The 19328-nt window shown below is 69.1% G+C and carries 15 protein-coding genes and 1 pseudogene; 7 read left to right on the plus strand and 9 right to left on the minus strand.

Going from position 1 to position 19328, the window contains the following annotated elements:
• Positions 1-94: 94 nt before the first annotated feature.
• The gene (locus ABZW17_RS16110; RefSeq protein WP_354813950.1) at positions 95-3928 is read right to left on the minus strand and encodes a hypothetical protein; all 3834 of its coding nucleotides are present in this window, start codon (positions 3926-3928) and stop codon (positions 95-97) included.
• Between the two features lie 655 nt (positions 3929-4583).
• Positions 4584-5393 (minus strand): hypothetical protein, encoded by an 810-nt coding sequence (locus tag ABZW17_RS16115; RefSeq protein WP_354813952.1) that lies wholly within the window; start codon positions 5391-5393, stop codon positions 4584-4586.
• A gap of 771 nt (positions 5394-6164) precedes the next feature.
• On the opposite strand from ABZW17_RS16115, the gene ABZW17_RS16120 reads away from it, so the two are divergent.
• Together ABZW17_RS16120 and ABZW17_RS16125 are read left to right on the plus strand one after the other, a co-directional pair.
• Complete coding sequence (locus tag ABZW17_RS16120) at positions 6165-6395, plus strand: hypothetical protein (protein ID WP_354813954.1); 231 nt, start codon at positions 6165-6167, stop codon at positions 6393-6395.
• A gap of 259 nt (positions 6396-6654) precedes the next feature.
• Positions 6655-7158, plus strand: coding sequence for an AAA family ATPase (locus ABZW17_RS16125; RefSeq protein ID WP_354813956.1), 504 nt, complete (start codon positions 6655-6657; stop codon positions 7156-7158).
• 838 nt (positions 7159-7996) lie between these two features.
• Here ABZW17_RS16125 and ABZW17_RS16130 read toward each other — a convergent pair.
• From ABZW17_RS16130 to ABZW17_RS16150, 5 genes are all read right to left on the minus strand, one after another.
• Positions 7997-8317, minus strand: coding sequence for a hypothetical protein (locus ABZW17_RS16130; protein ID WP_354813958.1), 321 nt, complete (start codon positions 8315-8317; stop codon positions 7997-7999).
• A 34-nt stretch (positions 8318-8351) separates the two neighbouring features.
• The gene (locus ABZW17_RS16135; RefSeq protein ID WP_354813960.1) at positions 8352-8486 is read right to left on the minus strand and encodes a hypothetical protein; all 135 of its coding nucleotides are present in this window, start codon (positions 8484-8486) and stop codon (positions 8352-8354) included.
• A 114-nt stretch (positions 8487-8600) separates the two neighbouring features.
• Complete coding sequence (locus ABZW17_RS16140) at positions 8601-10916, minus strand: PAS domain S-box protein (protein WP_354813962.1); 2316 nt, start codon at positions 10914-10916, stop codon at positions 8601-8603.
• Positions 10913-11482 (minus strand): sigma-70 family RNA polymerase sigma factor, encoded by a 570-nt coding sequence (locus ABZW17_RS16145; RefSeq protein ID WP_354813964.1) that lies wholly within the window; start codon positions 11480-11482, stop codon positions 10913-10915. The genes ABZW17_RS16140 and ABZW17_RS16145 overlap by 4 nt, the downstream gene beginning before the upstream one ends.
• Positions 11479-11724: a hypothetical protein gene (locus tag ABZW17_RS16150; protein WP_354813966.1), complete on the minus strand. Its 246-nt coding sequence runs from the start codon at positions 11722-11724 to the stop codon at positions 11479-11481. Before ABZW17_RS16150 ends, ABZW17_RS16145 begins: the two co-directional genes overlap by 4 nt.
• A gap of 309 nt (positions 11725-12033) precedes the next feature.
• Between ABZW17_RS16150 and ABZW17_RS16155 the strand changes: the two genes are divergently transcribed.
• The 4 genes from ABZW17_RS16155 to ABZW17_RS16170 all read left to right on the plus strand — a co-directional run bounded on the left by ABZW17_RS16155 (position 12034) and on the right by ABZW17_RS16170 (position 16899).
• Positions 12034-12864: an SAM-dependent methyltransferase gene (locus ABZW17_RS16155; protein WP_354813968.1), complete on the plus strand. Its 831-nt coding sequence runs from the start codon at positions 12034-12036 to the stop codon at positions 12862-12864.
• A gap of 712 nt (positions 12865-13576) precedes the next feature.
• A complete protein-coding gene (locus tag ABZW17_RS16160; protein ID WP_354813970.1) occupies positions 13577-14428 on the plus strand; it encodes a DUF6283 family protein in 852 nt (283 codons plus the stop codon).
• 98 nt (positions 14429-14526) lie between these two features.
• Complete coding sequence (locus ABZW17_RS16165) at positions 14527-15090, plus strand: hypothetical protein (protein WP_354813971.1); 564 nt, start codon at positions 14527-14529, stop codon at positions 15088-15090.
• 582 nt (positions 15091-15672) lie between these two features.
• Positions 15673-16899, plus strand: coding sequence for a cytochrome P450 (locus tag ABZW17_RS16170; RefSeq protein WP_354813972.1), 1227 nt, complete (start codon positions 15673-15675; stop codon positions 16897-16899).
• Between the two features lie 210 nt (positions 16900-17109).
• Here ABZW17_RS16170 and ABZW17_RS16175 read toward each other — a convergent pair whose 3' ends face one another.
• Both ABZW17_RS16175 and ABZW17_RS16180 read right to left on the minus strand, forming a co-directional pair.
• Complete coding sequence (locus ABZW17_RS16175; RefSeq protein WP_354813974.1) at positions 17110-17256, minus strand: hypothetical protein; 147 nt, start codon at positions 17254-17256, stop codon at positions 17110-17112.
• Between the two features lie 142 nt (positions 17257-17398).
• The gene (locus ABZW17_RS16180; protein WP_354813976.1) at positions 17399-17974 is read right to left on the minus strand and encodes a Uma2 family endonuclease; all 576 of its coding nucleotides are present in this window, start codon (positions 17972-17974) and stop codon (positions 17399-17401) included.
• Positions 17975-18360: 386 nt separating this feature from the next.
• Here ABZW17_RS16180 and ABZW17_RS16185 point away from each other — a divergent pair.
• Positions 18361-19176, plus strand: a pseudogene (locus tag ABZW17_RS16185) (hypothetical protein); the annotation flags it as partial.
• Positions 19177-19328 lie beyond the last annotated feature (152 nt).

The raw sequence follows: 19328 nt of genomic DNA on the forward strand, positions 1-19328 counted from the left end.
CAGCGGCCAGACCGGTGACCAGCCGGCCCAGCTTCCCAAACCCGTGAGCCTCCCCGTGGTGTCGCGATGACGGCGTTAGGAATCTGGCGGTGCTTCACGGCGCGCGGTTCAGCGCTGCTCTCTCGAACGTTTGCCAATCGTCGACGTAAGCCGCGGCGGCGACTGGGTCCAGGGGCAGCCACGCTCGGGCCTGGACCAGATAACGCACGGCATCGGCATCGGTTTCCCGCAGCGCCGCGACCACGGCGTCCGCGTTGTCGCCGAACGCCCGTAGAATCGCTGCCGCGTAGGCCAGGTAGCAGCGGAACTGGGCGTAGACGACGGTGAGGTCGTCGGGGGCGTCGGCGGTCCAGCGCAGGGGCCGGTAGGCCAGGAGAGCCGCGTTCTCCGCCGGGAGCCGGCGGGCGTTGAGGATGTGCTGGCGCAGCCGGATCGCCGGCCCGTCGAACCGATCGGCCAGCCGCACCGACAATGCGTCGGCCACCGCGTCGAGGTCGGCGTGGATCATCTCGCGGCTCAGCGTGGCGAGATCCTTCTCGCGGTGTGCGGCGCTGAGGTCGTACAACTCCCTGACAGCGCGGTTCAGGTCGCGGGGCAGGCCGCCGGACATCGTGTGGCACAACCACACGAACGGCTCGGGCAGCGCCGAAACCCGCTGGACGAGCAGCCGCCGGGTCTCGGCCAGCTCGAACCGGCCGACGGTGACCACGGTGTCGAACGCCGAGTCGAACGCGGTGCGAACCGTCAGCGACCGGCGGGAGAAGCCTGCGAGCGCGTCGTCGGACACCGCCACCAGGAAGAAGCAGTTCTCGATACCGAAGAGGGCCTTGAGGTCGTTGAGGATCCGTTCGGCCTCGGGTGCGGAGGCGATCTTGTCGAGTTCGTCGATACAGATGAGCACCCGATGCCCGCGGGCGAGGAGGGAAAGGAAGTTCCTGAACTCACCGACCAGTTCGGGCAGCGTCTTGAGCTGCGCGGCCTGGGCCATGGCGAGCGAGCCGCCGAACTCGGCCATGGCCGGCGGTTTGAGCGCGGCACTGCGGGTGACCGTCGTGGTGACCACGAACCGCAGGCCGGAGAGGCGGTGGCGGGCTTCGACCACGAGGTCGTCGTTGGGCTCCCGGCGTGCCGTGCCCGCCCGGTGCCAGCCGACCAGCGCAACGACGGTGCCCGCCGGCCCGGCGGCCATCACCACCGTCCGCCAGTTCGGCGGCACCCAGTGCACAGCGCCGACCAGCGCGGGCCACTGCCAGGCCACCGCCGTGCCGATCGCCCCGATCGCGGACGCCAGCAGCCACGGCCACCGCCGGCGACGCCGCCGTGGTTCGGGCGCGGCGGCCAGCACGCTGGTGCACACCGTCGTGTAGAGGTGCACGAGGAAGTCGCGTGACCCGTAGTTCGTCGGCGCCGGTACCACGAGGGCCAGGTCGTCGCGGTCGGTGCCGAAGTTCAGTTCGCCGAACATTTTGAGCACGGTGCTCTTACCCACTCCGCGCGGTCCGCTGATCCCGATCGCGCCGCGGGTCATGGACTTCAGCGTGCGGACGAGCCGGCCGCTGGTGTCGGTCGGGACGTACTGGGCGACATCGGTGACGTCACCGAGCTTCCGGACGTCGGCGTCGGGCAGTTCCCGGTCGTAGGAGCGTTGCCGGATCCGGTTGAGGCGCTCGGCCACCAGCGGCGCCACCCCGCGTTCGACCATCGCCGCAAGCCAGGCGTCGAGCGCGGCTTCGGCGTCGGCCCGGGCGGTTTCGGTCCAGGTGGTGAAGCCGTTCGACGGCCAGTCGGCGGGGCTGTCGGAGCGCACCTTCGCGATGAGCGACCGCAACCACCCGGTCAGGCCCCAAGCCAGCCACGAACCCACGCCGACTGCGGCGGCCAGCCAGATCAGGACGGTCCCCATGACCGGTGGCATTGCCTGGAAGCGCAGGGAGAGTTTGAACGCGAGTGCAATGAGACTGCCGAGCACGACTCCAGCGGCCGCCAGGCGGAGCATCGGATCGGACGATCGCCGCAGAGGCCAGCTCACCAGCGCGGTCAGCACCGCCGCTGCGAGGACCACGCCAGCGGTGCTCGTCCAGCTCAGGCCGACGCGGTCGAGCACGAACGCGGCAGGCACGATCGACGCGGCGGTGGCCCCGACGAGCGGAAGCTGCCGGCTCACTTCTTCGATGCCAACGGCGGCGTCGATCGGGATTTTGAGCACCGACTCGGCGTACCGGCGCTTCGCGGTCGCGTAGCTCTGCCGGGCGGCCGCGGTCGATGCGAGGAGGGCCGTCCGGTTTCCCTTGATGTCCTCGGCGATCCGGTCGACGAAGCCGCGGTACTCCTCGAGGTTGATCGCGCCGGCCACGTCGGCGTCGCGGCACGCCGTTTCGGCCATCCCGTGGCGCTTGGCAAGGACGAACTCGGCCGGGTCCCAAACCGAGGGGTAGGCCGGTTCGAGCCGCAGTTCCGCCAGGTGTTCCCGCACAGCCGCATCATGGAAGACGAACAGACCGCCGTCGCGGCGCACGAGTCTCGGTACGGCGGACAGCGTCCCGACGGCGTCGTGGCCGGTGAGCCTGCCCGGCTTCAGTATCCCGACCGCGATCTTGTAGCGGAAGTACGTGGAGCCCGCCGTCATCGGCACCGCGGCGGCCAGCGGTGTAGTAAGCAGCAGAATCCCCTCGAGGACATCGAATTTGGATGTGCCGGTCCACGTCACGGTCGCGAAGAAGGCGGCCGCCATGGCCAGGAAGATGCGCAGGAAAGCCGGCGCGCGGTCCTGCGCGAGTACCAGGGCGGGCGCGTCAAGCAGGGTTTCGTCGCCGCGTTCGACGAGCAGCGTGCGCTGTACTCCGATGACACCCACGCAGAGTCCGGTGAGGACTGCACCGATCAGGCTCGTCCAGTGCAAACCCGCCACGACCGACACGACGCCGGCCGCCAGACCCATACCGGGGGCGCCGGCGAGCCAGGCCGTCGAAGCGCGCCGCCACCGGGACCATTCAACTGCTTGCGGGAACCGGGGCCGCGCCAGCGACGACAGCGCCATCGCCAGGACGATCGCGACCACGGCGGCGACCACGGCGGCGGCCGACAGCGGCAGTTTCGGCACCGCCGCCCACACCGCCAGCGCGGTAGCGCAGCCGGTGGCGACCGCCACGACAGTCGTGAAGTCGAGGAAGGTCTGGCGAGACACGGAGTCCGCGAGACGCCACCACGCGACACACCCGTCTTCCGCAGCCGCCGAGAACTGCGCGACACCACGCAGGAGCAGCAGCCGCGAAGAACCGAGCTCGGCGGCCAGGTGGCGCTCGATCGCCCGCTGGTCGGGGAAAAAGTTCCGGTCCAGCAGCAGGGCCGGGTCGTGCTTGTCCTCCTCGTGCACCGCGAAGAACAGCTCGCGGCCCACCGGGTCGTCGAGCACCGCAGCCAGCGGAGCGGCCGGATCGTCACGCACGGCGCCGGCGACCTTCGGCCAGCGGCGGAGCCGGTCCGCCGCTGTCAAGGGGCTCAGGTGCACGCTCGGGAAGTCTCGGACGAACTCGGCGAACCGGCTGGTCAGCAGCATCGGGAACGCGGTGGCGCGCACAGCCGCGAGGAACTGCTCCCGCAACCCGGTGGCCAGCTCGTCCACATCCTCGACGATCGGGTACACCAGGGCGGCGTTGACCAGCGACCACGCCGTCGTGTGCGCGAGTGAAAACTTGTTGGCCAGGAACCGGATGATCCACGACTCCAGGGAACGGCCGGCCCGCCACGTCTCCAGGGGGACGCGCACCGCGACAGGATCGCCGCGCTCACGGGTCCATAACGACATGAACTGGAACTGCTCGACCAGGACGGACTCATCCGCGCCCCAGGGCGCGACGACGGCGAAGGTGGTGGCCCGGCGATCGAGGAACTGATGCAACGGCGGGGTAAACTCGATGGTGTCCGACACAAGGCCGTCGATGATCTTAGCCGCCAGCCGGTCCGCCGCCAACGCAAGCTCGGCACCACCGGGCCGCGCAGCCGCATCGACGGGTGGCCCGTATCCCTCGGTCACATCTACAACGGTCGGCGCCGCTGGGCGAACTGTGACACTCGCGGTTTCGTCCGCAACCGACTTGTTACCGGCGTGGCGGTCCGCTCACCGTCTCCGTCTGCCCGCCGCCGGAGTGGAGGCCTCGCCACGGATGATGCCGACCGGACGACCGCCGCGTCCGTGCTCGGCAGTGCCTAAGTGACGCATCCCGGGTCAGCGCGGTGACGCCTCCACTCGCCGCGGCCTGGATGTCCTGTCTCGATGCATCTGATGCATGCATCCTCTCTCGACCAGCGCGGACTCAGATTGGTAAGACCTGGCTCGGTGGATTGGTCTCACTGAAACCTGGCTCCTATGGGAGCTCCGGCTCGACGATCTCCCGGGCCAGCCGCGGACGGCGGTCCAGCCCATCTCAGAGCCCCCATCGCTGAGGTCGGGCCGACCGATATTCAGTCAGCCGATGTCATGTCGTGGGTCCGGGCTGGGTGTGCGCCTGAACGGCCCTCGATGCGGCCGAACCGCGCGGGCCGCCTGCGCGGTGACCGTTACGGTGCGCGAACCGTGCCCGGTTCTACGGTTCCAGTCGCGGTCCGACGGCGATGACCTTGTGTTCGGGGGCGCCGTTCGCCGGGTCGGTGACAAGGTCAAGATTCACCCAGAAGGGTTTGATGAATCGGAGAATCGGGGTGGTGCGCCCGCGCCCGGTCCAGTAGGTGCGGAAGTGTCCACGTCTCTGGTGCGGTGTGGGCCGCCGTCGGCCGTCGCCGGTTTCCGCGGGAGCCTCGGTCGCGACGCGGCGGGCGGTGTGAAACGCCGGCCCTAACCGCCAGCCAACCTTGATCATGCGGGCCGGTTTCGCGGGTTTCAGGCCTTTGCCCTTGGAACGGCGCTGAGTGGCGGGCCGCACGACGATTGTGTCGGGTTCTTCGCTGCAGAGGTAGAGCAGCACGTTGACCGGGTCGTCGTGGCTGGAACACAGGCGCCGCGCCTGGCCGACGCTGCCGAAGACGTAGAAGCCGAGAATCTGCGCACGCGCGCCGTCTGGGGTGGTGGTCGGGATCGGCGCCGGGAAGATCACCAGTGGGTTGGTGTGCGGGAGGTAGCTGAAGATCGGGCCGGGCAGCTGCTCGGAACTGCTGTCGGCCAGTTCCGCCAGCATCTGCGGATGCAGAGCGTAGACGACCCGGCTGGACGCCCAGATCCGGCGGATGGCCAACGCGGTGATACTGCTACGCGTGTCGTGATGCAGGTCGGCCGGCACGTGGTCGGGAACGACGATGGTGGTGGACGCGCCGTCGGCCGCTGCGCGCACCTGGTCCCAACACTCGTTCCGGCGGATGAACTGTTCCTGCGCGGCCATCTGCCGGTCGATGTCCTCCACGATCGCCCTCGCCTGCGACCCCAAGCCCAGCTCCGTGCCCACCTGCACTGCGCCTTAACTCTCATCCCGCACGGCGCCACCTGACGAACGGCCGCGATCGCTAATCACCACATGCCCTCGGCGGCGGACACCGCTGAAGGTCCCGCCTGCATGACGGTTCGCACCATCGCTTCGCGTAGCTGTCCAACATCCCCCGGCCGGGTGTTCATGATCTGCACTCTCGTCGACGCAACGCTCACATGCGGCCTTCACCGGCGTGAGCGATTGTCGGGAGCCGCGCACGGGGACCCTCTCCTCGACGGTTGGGAGGCCCGCGTCCGCCACCAGGAGATACGACGTGCCGGGCTGGCGTGGAGGGCGAGTCCGGCACCCTGCCCGGCCTCCCGCCGACGGCGCGTTCGCCGGCGAAACCTTCGTTGCGGCACAGATTCAGGGACACCTCGCCGACGCGTCGACGTAGTAACAACCGAGAACGGCTGGTCGACATCGGCACTGCGGCTTCGGCCGCGGACCTGAGGCTGGCGGCAGCTTTCCTCCCCCGAGACTGCCGCCGCCTCAGGCCCTGTCCCGCCCAGTCCGCAACAACTCCACAGAACCCGCGCGGCCGAACGACGCGCTCTCGGTCTTCTCGGGACGGAAAGTCATCGACGTCCCGCCAACAGGCCCGCCACCGCATTCTGCAGGCGATTCGAGCCGGACAAGAGGAGAACGTGCCACAGATGGTGATCTGTGCGCGTCGATGTTGTCGAGTACAAAGCGGGCGGGTACGTGATGAGTGAACGGCAAGTGCAGCTGGTGGTGACCAGCCGCGACGTCAGCATCTCCGCCGAGCCCGACAGTGAGGTGCTGCGCTACCCCGGGATCTGCGTGGTGCACGTCGAGGATGGGCGGCCGGTAGAGCGGACGTGGGTACCGCTCGGCGCCTCACCCACCTTCGCCGACGACGAAGCCTTGATCGCGACCTGGCGCGCCGCCCTGCAGTGGCGCCAAGCCTGCGCGTAAACCGCCGACGCGAATTCCTGCACCGCTCGGCACCACCCGCGAGACCCGGGCATCGCGTGGACACACGCGGATGAAGCGGTCCTGTCCACCGCCGTCCGACTCATCCGGTACTAGTGGCATCGTGACCGCGCGAAGCGACGAACCGCACCCCAAGCCCGTTGATGCTGAATCAATCGGGGCTCGCGCAGCCGCGCCTGCCGCTGCCACGCCACATGAGCCGCCGAACGGGCCGACGGGCTCACCGCGCACCCAGCTGGTCGTGCTCCGGGGCCCGTCCGGCGCCGGCAAGACCACGGTCGCCACGACTGTCCGCGCCCGCCTCGGCCGCGGCGTCGCACTTGTCCAGCAGGACGTCCTGCGCCGGGTCATCCTGCGCGAGCACGACGTCGCTGGCGGGCTGAACATCGCGCTTATCGCGACGGTCTGCCGATTCAGCCTCGACGCCGGCTACCACGTCATCCTCGAAGGCATCCTCACCGCAGCCCGATACGGGCCGATGCTGCGCCAGCTCGCCGCCGACCACCGCGGCCGCACCAGCTTCTTCTACCTCGACGTGCCCTTCGACGAGACCGTGCGCCGCCACGCCACCCGCCCCCAAGCCGGCGAATTCACTCCTGCGGACATGCGCGGCTGGTACGCAGCGAGCGGACGCCTCGACATACCCGGCGAGCAAGTCCTCGCCGCCACGTCGTCAGCCGAAGCCTCGGTGGACCGGATCGTGGCGTACATGGCCGACGGCGAGCAGGACGCGTCGGGCACCTGACTGGTATCCCCGGCCGCCTGTACCGGACCAGCGGCCCGCGCGGAAATCAAGCCGACACCGGGCGGCGTTCCAGAGGCCTGCACTGCAGCCGGTCGCTCGATCGGATGGCTGCCCGCGCGCGATCATGCCGGCCAACGCGAGGATGATCGCCATGAGCGAGACCGCGCCGCGCGAGGTGGGAGTTCAGCGAGTTCCCGCCGCCGGCGGCTTTTGCTGGATCTGCCAGCAGCCTGCGGTGTCCGGCGAGCGCCTACCCGGCCGAAAGCACCGGGTACGCCTGCTGTGCCGCCGGCACGACCGGGCCGTGTTCACCCCGCCCGCCAGCCCCAGTCGCCGAGGACGCTAGCCCTACTGGGCCGGCGATCTTGCCTCCTCTGCTTGACCGCGCGACGATCACTGCGCTCGTGCGCCGGCGGAGCGAGGTGAAGCGATGAGTGCGGACTCGACGCGCACCTGGTCGCGGCTGCCCTCGACTTCGCGCCGAGCGTTCATCACCCTGGCCGTGGCCGCCGCCGCAACCGGCTTGATCGTTCTGGCAGCTCAGGTCAGCGGCCCGAGTCCGGGAAATGCTTGTGAGCATCAGCATCCAGCTTCCCGAGGCTCTATCAAGCCCGCCGTGAAGTCGACGTCGGCGTCGGTCACCGCACGGACAGCCGCCAACGGCTTCTGGTGGTGATCGGCTCAGCAGCCCAGCCGGTGAACGGCAAGCACCTTCAGGAGGCGGGCCCGGTCATCGAGGGGGGAGGTAACAACCGGGCCCGCGCCCACAACGTACCCAGCTCGGCGGCCGGAAACGCCTCGTTTCCCAACTTTCCCCCTAGTGGCCGCCGAGCCCGAGTCACGGGACAGCAGGCGGGTCGAGGTCGGCGACGCTCTGTGCGAGCGCGTGGCCGAGCACGCCGACGAATCCACGCCGGGAACACAGCGGGCGTTGCAAGTCGCGCCACGTCGCGCAGAACACCTCGATCACTCGACGCTCCGCCTCGACCGGGTCACCGACCCGAGAACCGATCACGTAGGCCACCGCAGCGCAATACCGCTGCACCAGCTCCCCGAACGCGTCGACATCGCTGGCCCGGGCCCGCCGTTCCAATTCCACGTCGGTACGGTCGCCGACGTCGGTGGGCACGCGCAGGACCGTCTTGAGCTGGACGCGCACGTCCGTCACCGCCACTGAGCCAGACACGCGAAGGTCAGAGGGCGAAGGCGAGCCAGAGCGCGACCCACCCGCACACTCCAATTCCGGCGACAACCGCGATCACCCGCAGCGCGGTCACCATCGCCTGCCGAATTGCCGGGCGGGCGGTATCTGCGTTCTGGCTCGTCATGATGCGTCCCTCCCACCATGATCACTCTCAAGCGTTTGCCCTGGCTCCGCAACGTGCTGAGCCCGAGCGGGGGTCGCTTGCGCGGGGGATACGGCCGCTCACTTCCGTGTCCGCTCACGCACGTATCCCCGGTTTGGCGAACAGGCGGAGCACCGCATCGGCGGTCAGGATCTCGGGGTCCTGGTAGAGGTCGAAGCCGCGGTGCGGCGGGTGCTCAGCCGGGATGTCGGTGAGTGCTTGCGCACCGAACGCGCGGATCGTAGTGAGCGCGGCGACCAGGGGTGTGGTGCCGGCCGGGGTGGTGGTCAGTGCGGTGACGGTGGCGGCGGTCAGGCCGATCGAGGCCCACGGGACGGTGGTGAACGCCTGGATCGGGACGTGATCGTCCAGAACGTCGGTCAGCGCCAGACGGATCCCGGCGGGCCCGGTGGGTAGTTCGCGCAGCCGGCGCAGGACTGCGGGGGCTCCGGTGAGGGCGCGGGCGGGGATGGCCAGCTGCAGCCGCCCGGCCGGCAGGCCGGTCTCGGCGGCGTGGGTGACCAAGGTGTCGAGCAGGAGGTCGTCGTGGACGGTGGCGCCGGGAAGCCCGAGCAGAACTGCCGGCGTCGGGCGCCCCCCGGCAGCCCAGGTGGTGGTGTCGCGGGCAGCGATGGTGAGCACGTGGGGCAGGGCGGCGGCGAGCAGGCCGGTGTGCTCGGCCAGCTCGGCAATGTCGGTCAGTTCCCGGCGCGCGCTGGTGGGACTGAGCCAGTACGGGCGGGGGCAGACCGCGGCCAGCCAGCCGACCGGAGTGCGAACGGGCTGGTAGTCGACTCCGAGGGTGCCGGCCTCCAAGACGCTGGTGAGCTCGGCCAGCAGTTCCACCTGACGCTGATCATCTCCGGCGGCGGGCTGGGTGATGGGGTCGGCGTGGATCCAGGGGGCGCGGGCGTGGGCGGGGTCGTGCAGCGCGCGGCGGGTGCGGCGCAGCAGATCGTCGAGGGTGTCGGCGGGGCGGGCTTGGGCGATGCCGGTGCGCGGGCGGAGCCGGATCTGGTGGGCGTCGAGGTGCACGGGATCGCGCAGCCAGTCCGATAGTTGCGTTACCAGGCGGATCACGGTGGACCAATCGGTGAAGTCGTAGAGCAGGACCAAGACCTCGTCGCCGCTGCGGCCGACGAGCTGGCGGTGGCGGGCGGGATCGTGGGCGGCGCGGATGCGGGTGTGCAGCTGGCCGAGCAGCCCAGCGCGCAGATCCTGGGGAAGGACGTGGTCGAGGTGGGCCCAGCCGGACAGCCGGATCGTCAGCAGCGCGGCCCGCTCGGGCGTCTCGGCGAGAATCCGGGCAGTCTGGGCACGGAAAGCCTGTTCGGTCAAAAGGCCGGTGGCGGCTTCGATGTCGATCCCGTGCTCGAGACCGCGGACGAAAGTGACGTCTTCCAGCACGACGGAGTAGCCGCGCTGGGTGCCGCCGGCGCGGCCGAGGGTCGCGGTGAGCCAGCGGGTGCCGGGGTGGGTGTCGCTGGTGATGCGGAACTCCACGTGCACCTGCGCAGCAGGCAGGTGCGGCCCGGCGCCGCGCAGAGCCTCGGCGGCGCGGGTGATCTCCTGGGCGTCGTCGGCGCACACGGCCAGTTCCGCCAAGGTCAGCCCGCGCAGCTCGGCCAGTGTGCGGCCCAGCAGGTTCTGCGCGGTGGTGTTGGCCTCCAGGATGCCGCCGTGCTCGTCGAGGGCCAGCACTGCGGTGACGGTGTCGGCGACCGCGGCCCGGAACCGCCGCGCCGCCGGCTTGTCACCGCGGCCGGTGGCCGGGTTGAGGTGCAGGAACGCGGAGGTGAGCGCGGTCTGCTCGTCCCGGACGCGTTCCTGCAGTCCTTCGCCGAAGCCGCTGGCGAAGGCGCCGACGACCGCTGTGCGGACCGCGCGGGTCGCGCCGGGGGTGTATTCGGCGGCCAGGTCCGACAGCAGCGCCACGCAGGTGCCGAGCGCGGCGGCGGGCAGCTTGTGCACGTAGGCCAGTTCGTAGCCGATCCGCGGCGGCGCGGGGAGCTCGCCCGGAGGGCCCAGCCGGCGTCGCGGATCGAGGATGGGGGCGCCGAAGGCGGCGAGCATCGCCGCGGTCCATCGCCCGAACTGCTGCTCGGCGAACCTGCGGTGGATCTGCAGGTAGGCGTCGCTGGTCAGCGCCGCGTACCAGCGGTGCCCGAAATCGATGGCGTCGTCGACGGTGAGCACCAGTCCCGGCAGTACCGGGTTCCGCGCGTCCCGCACCGCCGCCTCGACGTCGGCGGCGGCCGCCGGGTCGCTGATCCGGTCGTCGGCGGCGATCATGAAGGCGCTGATGCGGGCCAGCAGCGCGGTCGCGCGGTCGTGGACGGTGGCCGGGACCGGAACTTCCGCGTCGCGGCGGCCGGGTGGGGGGCTGGTGGGCATGGGTGCCGACGGAGTCATCGGTCCCTCCTTTCCGATCGGTGAGCTGGTCTGATGTCCTCGGCGGCGGTGAGCAGGCGGTTGAGGTAGCTCTTGGCCCGGGACAGGTAGATGCCGACGGTCGAGACGGGCATGCCCATGTACTCGGCGATCTCCTCGACCCGCCAGCCTTTCTCCAGCAGCGTCAGCGGCAAGCCCAGGCGGCGAGGCAGCGCGCCGATCGCCTCGACGAACAGCAGCCGCTCCCCCGGGTTCGGCGGGGTCCACACCCCGATCGGAGTGGCCCTCTCGGCCACGGCCGATTCGTCGATCTCGGCGTGCCCGGCCTCCTTGTGCCGGGTCGCGTCCATGGCTTTGTTGCGGGCGACCCGGTAAAGCCACGCCAGCTTGTCGCCATCGATGCGGTCCCACCCCTGATACAGCGCCAACAGCGCCTCGCCGACGACGTTGTCGTGATCCACGCCCGGCACCAGCCGGCGGACGTAGGAGGTCAAGGCCTTCCGCCTCTCGGTGACGATCGTCGAGCACTCGAGGTAGTCCTGCTCCGTCCACGGTCTGCGGGCCGGAGGTTGAGCCGAATCGGTCACTCCGCGCCCTGGCCCAGCGGCGGCCCCAGCACGACCGTCAGCGCCCGACCGGACACCCGCCAGCGCAGCACCATCGCCGGCGTCGACGGGACAACCGAGGCAGCGAGTACGCGCAGCGACCACCACGCCAGGCACGTCGCCGCGGTGCACCGCAGAACACGCGCCGCGGCGAGGCGTGTACGTCGCCACGTCAGCGCGGCGGTCATCGCCACCAGCAAGACGGGCGGCCAGTTCGAGGACATCTCGGGGTAGTCCTTTCCAGATTCTGTGGGGACGGGAGTAGCGCACCCGGGGGAAAGCAACGCTCACACCAGTTACTCGGCCACAGAGTCAGTTTTTGACGCGATGTCCCCCGAAAAAACACGACCTCATCCATATGCGTGACGCTCGTTGCATACGGTTAACGGTCGAGGGTGCCGCTGTCACCCGGATTAGTTTCGGGTGCGGCCATCGCAGTGACTGTGCTGTAGTGAACCCCTACCGCGCCCATGTGGTGGATGCCTTTTGCATCTTGCGGTTGCTAGCCTAATTTCTCGACGAGGGGAGAGTATGTGTCGAACGACGAAACCCCGTCCGATATCTCCCCCGTCGATCCCGAGAAGCCCAGCGTTGCCCGTGCCTACGATTGGTACTTGGGCGGCTCGACCAACACCCCCATCGACCGGGCCTTCGCCGAACGCATTCTGACGGTCCTGCCGCCCGCAAAAACCATGGCGGTGGACAACCGCAACTTTCTCCGCCGCGCCGTGACCTACCTCGTCGATGCCGGCGTGCGGCAGTTCATCGACATCGGCTCCGGTATCCCCACCGTCGGCAACGTCCACCAAGTAGCCCGCGACCTCGCTCCCGACGTCAAGGTCGCCTACGTCGACAACGACCCCGTCGCGGTCACCCAGAGCCGGCTTCTGCTGCGCGACGATCCCGCCACCACGGTCATCGACGCCGACCTGCGCCACCCCGGCGCCATCCTGGACCATCAGGACACCCGCGCGTTGCTCGACTTCGAGCAGCCGATCGCGCTGCTGATGATCGCGGTCCTGCATTTCATCCCCGACCGCGATGACCCCGCCGGCATCGTCGCCGCCTACCGCGACGCCTTGCCCCGCGGCAGCTACCTCGCGCTGTCGCACCTCACCGACGAAACCGCCCCGCCCGAGCTACGCCAGCAGGTCCGGACCTGCATCAACCTCTACCAGAACAGCGCCAGCCCGCTGGTCGCCCGCACCCGCGCCACCCTGGCACAGTGGCTCGACGGACTCGACCTCGTTCCTCCCGGCGTCACCGTCGCCAACCAGTGGAAGCCCGACAGCACCCCGCGCTCTGGCCCCGACCACGACCTCGTTATCGCAGGCCTCGCCCGGCTCCAGCAGGAGCGATCCTGACATGGCCTGACCAGCATGTTCGCCCAGAGCACGACCGCAGCCGTTCCCCCATTGCCTGTTCAGGCCATCTAGGACGCAGCTACTAACGTCCTCCCTATCAGCAACGGTGGATGGTAGATTTGGTGAATCTCGTCAATTTCGAGAGAGCGAAGGACGCTCGGGACGCGATCTGCAAATCACGCCCCGAGCGCCATCACTCAACTGCTACAGGTACTTGCCCGTTTGGGAGACCCCGAGCACCAGGAGCAGGCCGATCGCGAGATGGCTCGTGGTCAGCGTGAGATTCACTCTGATGCTGACCACGAGCTCGCGTCGATCCAGTTGGCTACTTTTCTTGCTATACCGCGGTTCGCGCGGCACTTGACCACCGTCCTTCCTGTCACGCCCGTCGGCTACGCGATGGGACACCGGAGACGTTGCCGGCTCGACCACGGAGCCAGCCGTGGCTCCGCGAGCTTACGGTCATACGTGGTGCGCAAATATCTCGACACGCAAATACGCCACCACAGATCGTGAGGCCACCGTCGGCCCGACTCGCCTCGACACCAATTCCTCTGCGGACGAGCTCAGACGTCTCGGCGCGTACGCGATCTCTTCCACTCGGTCCCCCCTCCGACTCAACCTCCGCGTGCTTCTCAACGCCGCCGGAACGGCGAAAGATCGTCGACGCGACGCACTACACTGCCCGCACGCCACCGAGGGAGAAGCCGACGTGTCCAACACACCCGACGACACCATGGAACCGACACCGACGGACGTCCACGTGGTGCTCGTACGTCCCGGCGCCGACGGGTGGGGCGTGGTCACCCTCGAGGCTCCCGCCGGCAACGCCTATCAAGAGAAACCTTGCCCCACCTGCCCGTGGCTGCTCGAATCCCGGGTCGGGGCGTTCCCGCCGGAAGTTTTCCGGCTCTCGGCGCACACCACCTACGACCAGGGCACCCGCAGGTTCGGCTGTCACGCCAGCAGACCCGACGAGCCGCTGACCTGCGCCGGCTTCCTCCTCCGCGGCGCTGCCCACAATCTCGCCGTCCGCATGCACGGCCCCGACATCGCCACCGCGGTCTCCAGCGACCGCCCCCTGTATGACAACTACCGGGCAATGGCCATCGCCAACGGCGTCGATCCCGACGACCCTGTGCTCGCGCCGTGCCGCGACAGCCGCCCCTACCTCCACGCCGACGTCATGACCTCGAGCTCCGGCTCCGAGGCGATTGCCGCCGATCAATCAGCGACGGCCGTGTCGCGTGCAGCCGGGATCATCCGCGACTTCATGGTCGCCAGCGTCGGCATGGACCTCGGCGCCGCCATGCTCGACGATGCGGCGCTGTTGGCCGGACGGCTCGCCGCGGCCGGGCACCTGCATGTCCGCGGCCACGACCACCACCCCGGTGACCAGTCCGCGCTCGAGGTGATCCGTGCGTTCGTCGTCGAATGCCACAGCGAGGACACCGGCACCGACGCCACCGACCTCGCCGAGGACCTGCACCGCGCACTCGCGGCCGGCGGCGTGCTGGACGACGGAGTGTTCGAACCCATCCCGTACGTCGGCGAGCAGGCGTAGGACTACGCCGTGGTCGTTGCAGCATCCTTCAGGTCCGCCGCTGACTTCGCGTGCCTCGGCGAGCGTGAGCTCGGCGCAGTTACCTCGGGCGTTCCGGCATGACGGACATCGATGCCAGTCCGCTCGGGCTACCCCAGGCCAACCTGACCCGGCTACTACGGGCCATGGCCGGCGCCTACCCGTCGCAGCCGGGCCGCCGGCACGCCAGCATCGAAGCGCTCGTGCTCGAACACGGCCGCTGGTTCACCCCCGCCCCCCTTCCGCCCGGCCGGCCGCTCGGTCGTCCACAGCGCTGCTACAGCAACGCGACCCTGCACAGCGAGACCTACGGCCTGGTGTACGTCGAAGGATTTGCCATCCACACGAGCGGATTCCCGGCCGCGCACGCCTGGTGCGCCCGGCCCGACGACACGGTGGAGGACCCGACCTGGGGCACCGAGGGACATGCCTACCTCGGGCTGCCCTTCACCTCCGACTACCTGCGCGATCACGAGAGCCGTTTCGGTACGCACACCGTCCTGTTCGACCAACACCGCACCGGCTGGGATCTGCTCACGCACGGCGTGCCCGCGGACTCGCTCGCACCGATCGGGAAGAGCGCGGACCTGACGTCCGCACCGCGCTTGAGCGACGGGTCCGACGATGTGAACGCCCCACACTAACGAATTTTCTGCAGCTTGCTCCGTGCCGGTAGCTGGGGCGGACGGGAACTCGCATTGCCCTGTCAAGAAACCGCATTGGTCACCGATTGTCCACCTGATCCAGTCTCCAATATCCCCCATGCGGGTGACTTCACCGGGATGGCGGATTAGCGCTGGCCGGGCGTCATTTCACTCGTTGAGGGCACGCGAGCCACGTCCTCGCGATGGCACAATTATTGATGCAGTCGATCGAGCGATCCTGGGGGTGACACACAACGGCGATCCGGGGAGCCAGGTGCTGGATCACCGCCGCAGACGTGTTCACCAGGTTAAACGTAGTCACCGGGCCGGCTCAGACAGCGATCACTCGGCTACGACTGCCGCCGTGGCACACTTTCCTGCAGTGCGACATTCAAAACGCTCTTCTATTCGGTGAATCCCACCAGCGGGGTCGCGCCTTGAGTTGAATCCTGGAACAACGGCCACTCGTTCGCGGCACGGGCGCGTCCGTGATCTGCACCCTGGACGCACTTTGACCCGCAGTCGGCATCCCGTATCCGGATTCGGCCGATGCCCGTGCAAGAACTGGTAAGAGGAATGGGAATGGACCAGCCGATCACGCTCGACGTCAACGCCTCCGACGTGCACGCCGAAGGCGCCCGTCTGCGAGAACGGGGGCCGGTCACCCGGATCGTACTGCCCGGCGGCGTTCCGGCCTGGGCCGCCACCGGAAACGACGTCCTGCGTCGGCTGCTGGCCGACCCTCGGGTGTCCAAGGACGCGGTGCAGCACTGGCCCGCATTCACCAATGGGGACATCGCCGAAGACTGGCCGCTGCGGATCTGGGTGTCGATCCGGAATATGTTCACCGCTTACGGTGCCGACCACCGGCGGCTGCGTTCCCTGACCGCGGCCGCCTTCACGGCCCGCCGCACCGAGGCGCTCCGCCCGGAAGTCGAACAAATCACCCGAGACCTGCTCGACGCCCTCGTTACGGATTCCGGCGACGGACCCGTCGACCTGCGGGCGCGGTACGCCTACCCACTGCCGATCGAGGTCATCTGCCGGCTGTTCGGCGTCCCGGCAGACAAACAGGCCGGGATCCGCGACGTCGTGGACGGCTTCTTCGACAGCGCGATCACCGCCGAACAGGCCCAGGCGAACGTGGCGGCGGCGTACGCCCTGTTCACCGAACTGATCGCGCAGAAGCGCGCGACGCCCGCCGACGACCTCACCAGCGCCCTGATCGACGCGCGCGACGACCAGGACGGCGCGCTGACCGAAACCGAACTCGTCGACACCCTGATGCTAATGATGACCGCCGGCCACGAGACCACGGTCAACCTGCTCGACCACGCCGTCACCGCGCTGCTGACCCACCCCGACCAGCTCGCCCTGGTCCGGTCCGGGCGACAGTCCTGGACCGCCGTAGTGGAGGAAACGCTGCGCTGGCAGGCACCGATCCCGTACACGCCGCTGCGTTACGCGGTCGAGGACATCGACGTGGCCGGCACGGTAATCCGCCGCGGCGACGCCATCCTGGTCAGCTTCGGCGCCGCCGGGCGCGACCCCGCCCAGCACGGCGACACCGCCGACGAGTTCGACATCACCCGTCCGGCCGCACCGCACCTCACCTTCGGCCACGGCGTGCACCACTGCCCGGGCGCGCCACTGGCCCGACTCGAAGCCGAAGTAGCGCTCCCGGCGCTGTTCGACCGCTTCCCGGACCTGACCCTCGCCGTGCCGCCGGAGGAACTAACCACCCTGCCCACGTTCCTGTCCAACGGGCACACCAGCCTACCCGTCCACCTCCGGCCCGCACCTCGCTGACACCGGAACCGTAAATCCGGACACCTGACGGTTTCCAGTCGAAGCCGAGGTGCCGGCGCAGCTCGGTACCGCCGAGGCACTGCCGTCTTCGCGACCGCACCTGGCCTCGCATCGGACGGCCTGGCCCAACCACGTCAGCACCTGTCTCGCCACAGCGAACCTCCGCGGCGCCGAAATCGCCAACCAGACCAGCGCACCGAAAGCAGAGCTCTAGTGAGTCGAAGCCGTGACGGTCTGGTCGCGACCGCGATCCTTCGCGCGGTACACCGCGTCGTCGACGGCCAGCAACACCGTGGTCAGATCATCGCCCTGGTCGGGGAACATCCCGGCGCCGACCGAGGCAGTCAGGGCGACCACCGCTTCCTGCCCGCTGCGGCGGTCGGTCGCCGTGAGAGTGATCGCTCACCGCTCGGCGCTCGTCTGGGGCCGAACCCCCGAACTCGCCGACGTGGACCGGCGTGGGCGCGCCGCTGTGGCCGCTGGCTTGCCCGCCGCCCGGTCAGCCCAACAGGGCGCGCAGGTCAACGGTCAGGGCAAACGGCGAGGTCACCCTCAGCGCCCCTTCGTCGGCTCCGTCAACCATGTAGCTCTGGGTACGCGGGTCCAGCACGTGTCGGATGACACGCCGAGGCGCGGAGCCCTCGCCGCCTTCGACGCGCCAGTAGTGCCCGATTCCGGCTGCCGCGTACTCGGCCGGTTTGCTCAGCCGATCGGCAGTCACCGAGCCCTCGGACATGATCTCGACGACGAGCCGGCAGTCCGCGGGCCGCAATACCTGCTCATCCGGCACCTGCGCGTCATAGACGACGATGTCCGGGCGCCGGTTCACCAGCGGCGCCTCCTGGACCCGCAAATCCGCGCCCGTCACCACCGCAAGCTCCGGCCCACAGGCGGCCTCCAGCACGTCCGCGAGACGCCGGACCAGCCGCTGATGCGACCGCGTTGGCGCAGGAAGCACGACCACTGCCCCGTCGACGATCTCGACGCGCCGGCACACATCCTCCGGCAGCGCCTCGTAGTCCGCCACCGTGATGCCCTCGGGTGAGAGCTGCAGCCATTCCGGCAACACCGTCATCGCCGCACCACCCGTCATCACTCCGCCGTCATCCGTCCTCTCCAGATAGTACTGTCACCCGCAGCGACGGCGGCTAATAGCCGGATCACGGCGAGTTTCATCGATGGAATCCACCGCGACATCCAGCTGGCCGGCTACCTGCCGACCGTCGTGTTCGGACGTCGCCACAGGAAACCGCCCGGCCTTCGCGCTTCCGCGCCCGGGGCCGATACGCCGAGCGCCCGGAGACCTACACTCCGACGCAGGGGCCCGAGCGCACAACCACGACCCGCTATCAGCGATCGACGAGGGACGCGTGAACGACGTATCCGAAGCGGCAGTTCCAGACGCGTTGACAGCCCGCCGTCCAGCGATGGCGGGACCGCGGTGAGCCGCCGCAGCCACCTTCGAGCTGGTCTCGCCGATCGTGGCTCGGGTACTTCCCACAGCATCACGCGTTCCTCAGCGACCTGCCCGAGCAGATCGACCGGGCCGAAGCCACCCGCCACGCGACACACGCCAGGACCGCCGAGGGTGCCGAAAAGGCCTTCCTGGCCGCCATGATCTGGGGCTACGGCCCGGTCGCCTACGGCCCCTGGCGAACCGCACGCGTACTGACCGACAACCCCCGCGCAGCCGAACGACTGGCCGAGGTGGCCCGCATCGCCCAAGATCACGGCGGAGTTGTGGCATTTCGCGACCTCGCCAAGAATCGGCTGCGCTACCTCGGGGTGGCCTTCGGCACCAAGTACCTGCGGTTCGTCACCGCCGCCGCGTTCTCCCAGCACGCCACTCTGATCCTCGACGCCGTCGTCCGCCGATGGCTTGGCACGCACGCACGTGAGTACCTGAACGTCGATGAATGGCGGCCGTCGGCCTATGAACGGTACGTCGCGCTGCTGACGTCTTGGGCGGTATCACTCGCCCTGACCGTGGACAAGGTGGAGGAGCTGATCTTCCGGTCGGCCATCAGCCAGACCGGGTCCGCTCTGTGGGGAGAGGCGTGGATGAGATCGCCCGAGCCGGCGCCGCCTCATCAGGCCGCCAGCCAGGCGCACGCCACGCTCCTTCAGCTTGATCGACTCTTCGAGAGCGCCGATCCTCAGGCCGCGGAAGATGCCAGGGCGCATCTCGACGAGCTGGCCATCATCATCCGCGACCGCTGGGACGGACCGGCTACCTCGTACGGCAGCGAGGTGCCGCTTTCGGATCATTCGGGATGAAAGGCTCGGGAACGTTCGGACAGCAGGAAAGGGCCAGCAGGCCAGCCGACCACGCCGCACGGCGGCCAGCTGAGCTAGTTGTTGCGGGTCATGACGTTGGTGACGTCGGCGGGAGCCTGAGACGAGGGACGGGTCTTTCAGCGGCAGGATGA

Origin of the sequence: Amycolatopsis sp. NPDC004625, from assembly GCF_040609695.1 — a bacterium.
GTDB lineage: Bacteria > Actinomycetota > Actinomycetes > Mycobacteriales > Pseudonocardiaceae > Amycolatopsis.